The sequence below is a fragment of the Streptomyces sp. SID11385 genome, assembly GCF_010548245.1.
Classification (GTDB): Bacteria; Actinomycetota; Actinomycetes; order Streptomycetales; family Streptomycetaceae; genus Streptomyces.
The window spans coordinates 1-6,118 of the sequence record NZ_JAAGLR010000788.1 but is presented as its reverse complement, the minus strand read 5'-3'; the positions used below and the strand labels follow the sequence as shown (position 1 = coordinate 6,118).

The 6,118-nt window shown below is 70.3% G+C and carries 10 protein-coding genes; 6 read left to right on the top strand and 4 right to left on the bottom strand.

Annotation, left to right across the window (positions count from 1 at the left end; genetic code table 11):
- Positions 1 to 301 precede the first annotated feature (301 nt).
- Complete coding sequence (locus G3I42_RS24355) at positions 302 to 751, bottom strand: ester cyclase (RefSeq protein WP_239096643.1); 450 nt, start codon at positions 749 to 751, stop codon at positions 302 to 304.
- Positions 752 to 837: 86 nt separating this feature from the next.
- Between G3I42_RS24355 and G3I42_RS24350 the strand changes: the two genes are divergently transcribed.
- Positions 838 to 1,797, top strand: a complete 960-nt coding sequence (locus tag G3I42_RS24350) for a LysR family transcriptional regulator (RefSeq protein WP_164289298.1) — start codon at positions 838 to 840, stop codon at positions 1,795 to 1,797.
- Here the strand turns inward: G3I42_RS24350 and G3I42_RS24345 are convergent.
- Entirely contained in the window at positions 1,763 to 2,428 is a 666-nt protein-coding gene (locus G3I42_RS24345) for a hypothetical protein (RefSeq protein WP_164289296.1), read from the bottom strand. The two genes, G3I42_RS24350 and G3I42_RS24345, sit on opposite strands and share 35 nt — an antisense overlap.
- A complete protein-coding gene (locus G3I42_RS24340) occupies positions 2,425 to 2,970 on the bottom strand; it encodes a hypothetical protein (protein ID WP_164289294.1) in 546 nt (181 codons plus the stop codon). Before G3I42_RS24340 ends, G3I42_RS24345 begins: the two co-directional genes overlap by 4 nt.
- A gap of 352 nt (positions 2,971 to 3,322) precedes the next feature.
- On the opposite strand from G3I42_RS24340, the gene G3I42_RS37800 reads away from it, so the two are divergent.
- The 5 genes from G3I42_RS37800 to G3I42_RS24315 all read left to right on the top strand — a co-directional run bounded on the left by G3I42_RS37800 (position 3,323) and on the right by G3I42_RS24315 (position 5,501).
- Entirely contained in the window at positions 3,323 to 4,153 is an 831-nt protein-coding gene (locus G3I42_RS37800) for a DUF5753 domain-containing protein (protein ID WP_164289292.1), read from the top strand.
- Positions 4,150 to 4,347, top strand: a complete 198-nt coding sequence (locus G3I42_RS37795) for a DUF397 domain-containing protein (protein ID WP_164289290.1) — start codon at positions 4,150 to 4,152, stop codon at positions 4,345 to 4,347. The genes G3I42_RS37800 and G3I42_RS37795 overlap by 4 nt, the downstream gene beginning before the upstream one ends.
- A gap of 67 nt (positions 4,348 to 4,414) precedes the next feature.
- A complete protein-coding gene (locus G3I42_RS24325; protein WP_343244649.1) occupies positions 4,415 to 4,612 on the top strand; it encodes a DUF397 domain-containing protein in 198 nt (65 codons plus the stop codon).
- A gap of 67 nt (positions 4,613 to 4,679) precedes the next feature.
- The gene (locus tag G3I42_RS24320) at positions 4,680 to 4,883 is read left to right on the top strand and encodes a DUF397 domain-containing protein (protein WP_164289288.1); all 204 of its coding nucleotides are present in this window, start codon (positions 4,680 to 4,682) and stop codon (positions 4,881 to 4,883) included.
- 6 nt (positions 4,884 to 4,889) lie between these two features.
- A complete protein-coding gene (locus G3I42_RS24315; RefSeq protein ID WP_239096642.1) occupies positions 4,890 to 5,501 on the top strand; it encodes a DUF5753 domain-containing protein in 612 nt (203 codons plus the stop codon).
- 136 nt (positions 5,502 to 5,637) lie between these two features.
- On the opposite strand, the gene G3I42_RS24310 is transcribed toward G3I42_RS24315, so the two are convergent.
- Positions 5,638 to 6,018, bottom strand: coding sequence for a hypothetical protein (locus G3I42_RS24310; RefSeq protein ID WP_239096641.1), 381 nt, complete (start codon positions 6,016 to 6,018; stop codon positions 5,638 to 5,640).
- Between the last annotated feature and the right edge of the window lie 100 nt (positions 6,019 to 6,118).

Here is a 6,118-nt window from a genome sequence, read left to right as displayed (position 1 = left end):
GCAAGCGGCGCGTGGAGGAGCGGCGTGCGGGGGCTCGTCGTCGGGCGGGCGCGCGGCGGTTCACCGCTCCCTCCGCACGTCGTACGCGACCGTCCGTGTCCGCTCGGGCCGTGGGCGCCGGGGCCCGCGTGCGACGGTCCTGTCCCGCCGGGGCCCGCGTGCGACGGCCCCGTCCCGCCGCACGTACCGCTCGATCCAGCCCACGCGTCCCCCTGACTCCGGCCTGCGTCATGTCGATCCCGCCATGACACCACGTGAGGAACGGGTAGCGGTAGGTCACGAAGGGGGCGGCGGGCCCGGGTCACGCGCGGTCGGCTGCCCCCAACTGCTCCAGCAGGTCCCGGTTGTCGGTGCGTACCCACTCCTCGGCGAGGCGTCCCCGGTCGTCGAACCGGAAGATGTTGATCAGGTCCCAGGTGACCCGCTTGCCGTTGGGTTGCACCGCCCCGACGGGCGACTGGGTGAACTCGCGCACGAAGGTGCCCTCGATCCAGGTCTGCGTGGCCATCAGGTCGCCGTCGATCACCACGAGGCCGCGCCGGATGGACCGGTCGTCGAACGCGTGCCGGAGCGAGGCGAAGTAGGAGCTGAGCCCCTCGAAGTCGGACTCGAAGCCGCCCGGACCGTGGAAACGGAACTTCTCCTCGTCGAAGTAGCTCGCGGCCTCCTCCGGGTACTCGCCCGAGATCTCCAGTTCCCCTGCCCGGACCATGCGTGCCGTGAGCTCGTCCCTGCTGAGTATCTGTGCCATGCCTGAAGCCTCGCTCCGGTAGGCCATGCCGTCCAACGATGATCCGGCATTCTTTCCATGAGGAAACCGCATGATAGGTTCCCGGCATGGCTGAGTTCACGCTCACTGGATTGCGCGTCGTTCATCAGGTCGCCGCCGCAGGCTCGTTCACCCGCGCCGCCGAGTTGCTCGGCTACACGCAGTCGGCCGTCTCCCGGCAAGTCGCCTCGATGGAGGCGGCGGCCGGAACGCCGATCTTCGACCGGGGGCGGCGCGGTGCGGAGCTCACGCCTGCGGGTCAGGTGCTCGTACGGCGGGCCACGGACGTGCTCGCCGACCTGACGGCGATCGACGAGGAACTCGCGGCCCTGCGCGACCCGCTGGCTGGACGGCTGACGGTTGGCGCCTACCCGGCCGCGGCCATGGCTCTGATCCCGCGGGCGATGGCCGCGGTGATGTCGGAGCATCCGGGACTCGCCGTCGCCCTGGAGGAGGCTTCCACCCCCGCGCTGCTGCGGAGGGTGCGCGCGGGGAGGGTCGATGTGGCGGTCATCGGAGTGGGCCACGGTCTGGCGGATTACGACCTGCGCGAACTGCGGCAGACCGCCGTGCTCGAAGGCGACCTCCTGGTCGCCGTCGGCGAGGCGCACCGGTTCGCCGGGCGGGACGCTGTCACCGTGCCGGAACTGGCCCACGAACAGTGGGTCGTCGGGGACGGTCCGCGCGGCGAACCGCAGTTCGGGGCCTGGCCGACGCTCACCGACCCCGATATCGCGCAGACATCGCGCAGTTGGTCCACCCGGCTGGGCCTGGTGGCGGCGGGCCTCGGCATCACCGTCGTGCCGGACCTGATGCTGCCCGCGCTGCCCGCGGGGGTGCGAACCGTCGCGGTGACCGACAGCCGGTGGTCCGGCCGCGCGACCCTCGCCGTGACCCGGCAGCACCCCTCCGCCCCGGCGCACGCGGTCCTGGCGGCGCTGCGGACCCAGGCCGCGACGATCCGTGGCATGCGGCCCGCGGCGGGCCCTGGGGTCACGCCCCCGGCGGGCACGATTCCCCCACGCTGACCCGCTCCAGGCTCCGTACGAGCTGTACGGCGACGACGGCCCCGAGCCTTGGATCGCCGCGCGGCACGTAGTCGAGTACGGGGGGCCGCTCCAGGTCGTCGAGGTCGTACACGTACCCCTGTACGCCCGAGACCGGCGCCCGCAGTACCCATGCCACGGTCCACCCCCGCACCCGTCGCAACCCGTCGCACCACAGCGGCCCCGTCCTCAAGTGCTCAGCGCACACGGGCGGGTTGGCCTCCAGCGCGTACCGCCACTCGCCCGCCTCGCGGACCGGCAGCAGCGTCTCGGGCGGCGCGTATGGCAGCAGGTACGCCGTGCCCCTCCCCGGTACGTGCAGCGAAGGCCGCCCGCACACCTGGCAGCGCAAGCGCGCCATGAGCAGCCGCTGCCGCCGCCCGTGCACCTCCGCGTACCGCTGGCGCGTGTCACCGTCGACCCGGGGCGCGTACGGCAGCCACAGGACCCCGCGCTCGTCGCGGTCGCCGCGCGCCTCCCCGCGCAGGGCGAGCCGCCCTTCCCGTACCAGGAGGCGCGGCGGCGCGGGCAGCAGCGCCCGCTCCGAGTCCCAGGGGGCGACGAGGACCTGGAGCCCCGCGAACTCGTCCGGCAGCCGGGGTACTTCGCTCACGGCCGGCCTCCCTCGAAGGCGCAGGCGGGCGAGCCGGTCGCCGGAGCGGCGCGGCGCAGCGTGAAGAGCGGCCGTACGTGCAGGAGCAGCCACAGCCGGTCCGTCGCCATCCGCACCCAGTCCCGGTACACGACCGCCTGCGTGCTCAACGCCCGTTCGTCGTACGTGAGTACGGCGTGCGCCTCGCCGCGCCGCAGCGCCGTCGTGACCTCGCCCCACCCCACCCGCCTCCCCAGCGGCCCGCCCTCGTCCCAGCGAGCCGCCCCGCACAACCATCCCAGGGCGAAGGCGTGTTCGGCGAGCACAAGCAATTCGCCGTCCGGGCGCCCCTCCCTCCCGGTCGCGTACGGGATGACGCGCGGCGCCCACCCCTCCGCCCGCGCCACCCCGAACGTCTGCCGCACGAGCCCGAGCCGCACGCGGTGCGCCTCGCTCCACAGCAGCGGGGACCCGGTCAACTCGGGCCACACGATCCCACCGGGAGGCGTGAACGCCACCGGGGACGGCGCGGCGGACTCGTGACGCGGAGAGGAGTCGGGCATGGGCGTGCTCCTGCGGTGTGGTTCGGTGCGAAACATAGCGACATGTACGAACCGTCGGGAACGCCGGTTCGATACCGGTTCGAGGGCTCTGTCAACTACCGTGCTGCGTACGCAAGGGGGAGCGCAAGTGAACCTCCAGCGGAAGGCGCAGTGCACTGCGGAATGGCATATGCGCTGCGGCGCTGAAGGGGCCTTTCCCGTGCTGGGGAGTGCCAGAATCTGCGAAGGGGAGGAACAGTGGTGACGGAGACGGGGGGCTTTGGCCATGCCTAGGAAGCGTGAGGAGCGCAGTGGCGGCGCGAGCCGAGCAACGCTGGCCGCTTACCTGAAGGCTGCGAGGACGAATGTCTTCGTGGACGGCAAGCCCATGTCGAGGAAACATGCCGTCGAGGTGCTGAGTGAACGCGGTGCCCCGATAAGCGAGCGAACCCTGCTCAGCATTGAGAGCAGCGTCACGGGTATCCGAACGAAGGATGTCCTGCGGGCGATGATCGAGCTGTACGAGATTCCGGACTCGGAGCACGATCGCCTGATGGACCTGTGGTCCCATGATCGGGCCAACAGCGACTGGGCCATTGGCTACCGGCCCTACATGACGCCAAGCATGACGGCCTATGTGGGTCTGGAACCGGATGCCGACTCGATTCGTCTCTACCACCCGTCGGTTGTGCATGGCTTGTTTCAGACCCCGGCGTATGCGGAGGCGCTGTACGCCGCCGAACAGGATGTCGCCGACGTGACCAACGCTTTCATCGGCAAGCACTTGGGGCTTCGCGCCGAGCGCAGACGCCGGGTGCTGCAGCGACAGCCCAAGCCGGTCACCATCCGGGCAATCCTTGGCGAAGGCGCTCTGCGAGCGATAGTGGGAAACTCTGATGTCATGCAGGAGCAGTGGAGGGAACTTGCCTTTCTCTCCCGACTTCAGCACGTGCATATCCAGGTGCTCCCGTTCACCAGCCCCGGCTACCGTGGCCTGCACGACTTCGCCATCCTTGCGCTTCCCTCGCCGCTTCGTACGCTGGTTCAGGCCGATACCGCTTGGGGTGCTGTCAGTACCAGCGACAAGCCGTGGGAGGTTGCACGCTTCGTGCGAGCCTTCGACGAGATGTCCAGCTATGCGCTGGCTCCGGCGGAGACGCCGGACTTCCTGCACCACTTGAGCGAGGAAAGAGTCACCACGTGATCAACGAACAGCGCCCCGAGCAGCCCACTACTGGCTTCGTCAAGTCGTCCTACAGCAGCGGGGGATCGGGCAACTGCGTCGAGGTCGCCCGTACCGCCTCCGCTGTCTGGGTGCGTGATTCCAAGGACCTCGCTCGTCCGGCTTTCCGGGTGGGTGCGGAGGCTTGGGGGGCGTTTTTGCCGGAAACGCGTTGAGCTGAGGGGATTTCGGGGCTCGCTCACTGGGCAGTTCTTCGGGAGGCCGAAGTGAGGGAGCCTTGGAGTGCCCGTTTCTCTGCGTCGCCAGCACGCGCCACTTGTCTTCCGCAAGTCCTCGTACAGCAGCGGCAACAGCGGCAACTGCGTTGAGGTCGCCCGTACATCCTCTGCTGTCTGGGTGCGTGACTCGAAGGACTTGGCTCGCCCTGCCTTCCAGGTCGGCGCGGCGGCTTGGGAGGCGTTTCTGCCGGAAGCGCGTTGAGCGGAGGGGATTTCGGGGCTCGCTCACTGGGCAGCTCTCTTGGAGCCCGAAGTGAGGGAGCCCCGGAATGCCCGTTTCCCCGCGCTGCCAGCGCCCGCCACTCGTCTTCCGCAAGTCCTCGTACAGCAGCGGCAACACCGGCAACTGCGTCGAAGTCGCACTCTCTGACACACGCGTTCACGTCCGCGATTCCAAGGACCTCGACCGCTCCGCCTTCCGGATCGGTCCGGTGGCCTGGGCGGCATTCCTGTCCGGGGGGCTGGGCGAATGACGGCCGATGCCGGTTCCGGCGTGGTGTGGGAAACGTGGCGCGATCTGGAACGCGGCGGGCTTCTTCCCCCTTCAAGAGGAACGGCTGCCCGTCGTCGAGCGGACTCGGCGCTTTCGCACGTACTCGCCCACCCTCGTGTGCGGCCTCTTGCAGACCGCCGCCTACACCGAGGACGTCTTGCGCAACGTCCGCACGCGGCGCGACGTCCCGGACGACGTCATGGAGGCCGTCGCCTCGCGGATGACACGGCAGCGCGTGCTTCTCGACCGAGGAAAGGAGTTCGCGTTTGTCATCGAGGAACACGTGTTGCGCAATGCCGTCGGCGATGCGCGGACGCAGATCGAGCAACTCGACCGCCTGCTGACGACGGCCGAACTGCCCAACGTGCGCCTCGGGATCGTGCCCGGTGGGTTGGGGCGGGCGCGCGTCGCCCCCGAGGGGTTCTGGGTCTACGACTCCGATGCGGCCAGTGTGGAACTGGTCTCCGGCTACCTCAGACTCACCGCTCCCGCTGACGTCCAGGCGTACGCCGACGTCTTCGCCGAGCTGGACGGGATGGCCGCGCACGATGACGAGGCCCTTGCGCTCATCGCGCGCGCCCGCGCCGCCTTTGCGTGAGGCGGTGGACCGTCCGTTCTCGCCCAGCCGCGCCGCTCTGCGCGCCTGATGCCCGGCGAAACGGCGAGGTGAGGTGTGCCGGCGAGCTGACCGAGGCGATCCGCGCCCCACCCCGCCGCAACCGCTCCCCTCCCCGTCACTCCCGCGAGCGGTGGTCCAGGTCGGTCAGTTCCTGGGCGAAGGTGAGGTTGAGCGGTTCGGGGCCCACGTACCGCTGGCAGGGGCAGTTCCTCGCCTCGTAGCGCTCCGGCTTGTTCTCGGCGTCCCAGGCCACGGCCGCCCGCACCGACTCGTGGCAGTGGCCCTGCGTGTCGTGCGTCGCGAGGTGGTGTCCGCAGCCGCACACCGGCTCGGGCGGCCGGGCGGCGTCCACCCGCGCCCGTTCGCCGCGCGCCTTCGCCTCCGCGAGTTCGAGCCTGCGCCTGTGGCGCGTCCGCAGCGCCCGGCGCGCGCGCTCACCGATCCCGCCGCCCCCGAAGACGACCACGAAGAACAGCACCCACAACCACGTACTCACGTGCCCAACCCCCCGTCCGGCATGGATAGTTCGAGTCTACGCGCGGGGAGGCGAGGGGGAGCGGGCCTGCGGGCGGACGGCTTCGGGCCGCCCGTCCGCG

What these genes read in the sequence shown, in the direction of transcription:
- G3I42_RS24355 (WP_239096643.1), bottom strand. Translation starts at nt 751, where the DNA reads ATGGCACAGATACTCAGCAGGGACGAGCTCACGGCACGCATGGTCCGG.
- G3I42_RS24350 (WP_164289298.1), top strand. Translation starts at nt 838, where the DNA reads ATGGCTGAGTTCACGCTCACTGGATTGCGCGTCGTTCATCAGGTCGCC.
- G3I42_RS24340 (WP_164289294.1), bottom strand. Translation starts at nt 2,970, where the DNA reads ATGCCCGACTCCTCTCCGCGTCACGAGTCCGCCGCGCCGTCCCCGGTG.
- G3I42_RS24320 (WP_164289288.1), top strand. Translation starts at nt 4,680, where the DNA reads ATGCCCGTTTCCCCGCGCTGCCAGCGCCCGCCACTCGTCTTCCGCAAG.
- G3I42_RS24315 (WP_239096642.1), top strand. Translation starts at nt 4,890, where the DNA reads ATGCCGGTTCCGGCGTGGTGTGGGAAACGTGGCGCGATCTGGAACGCG.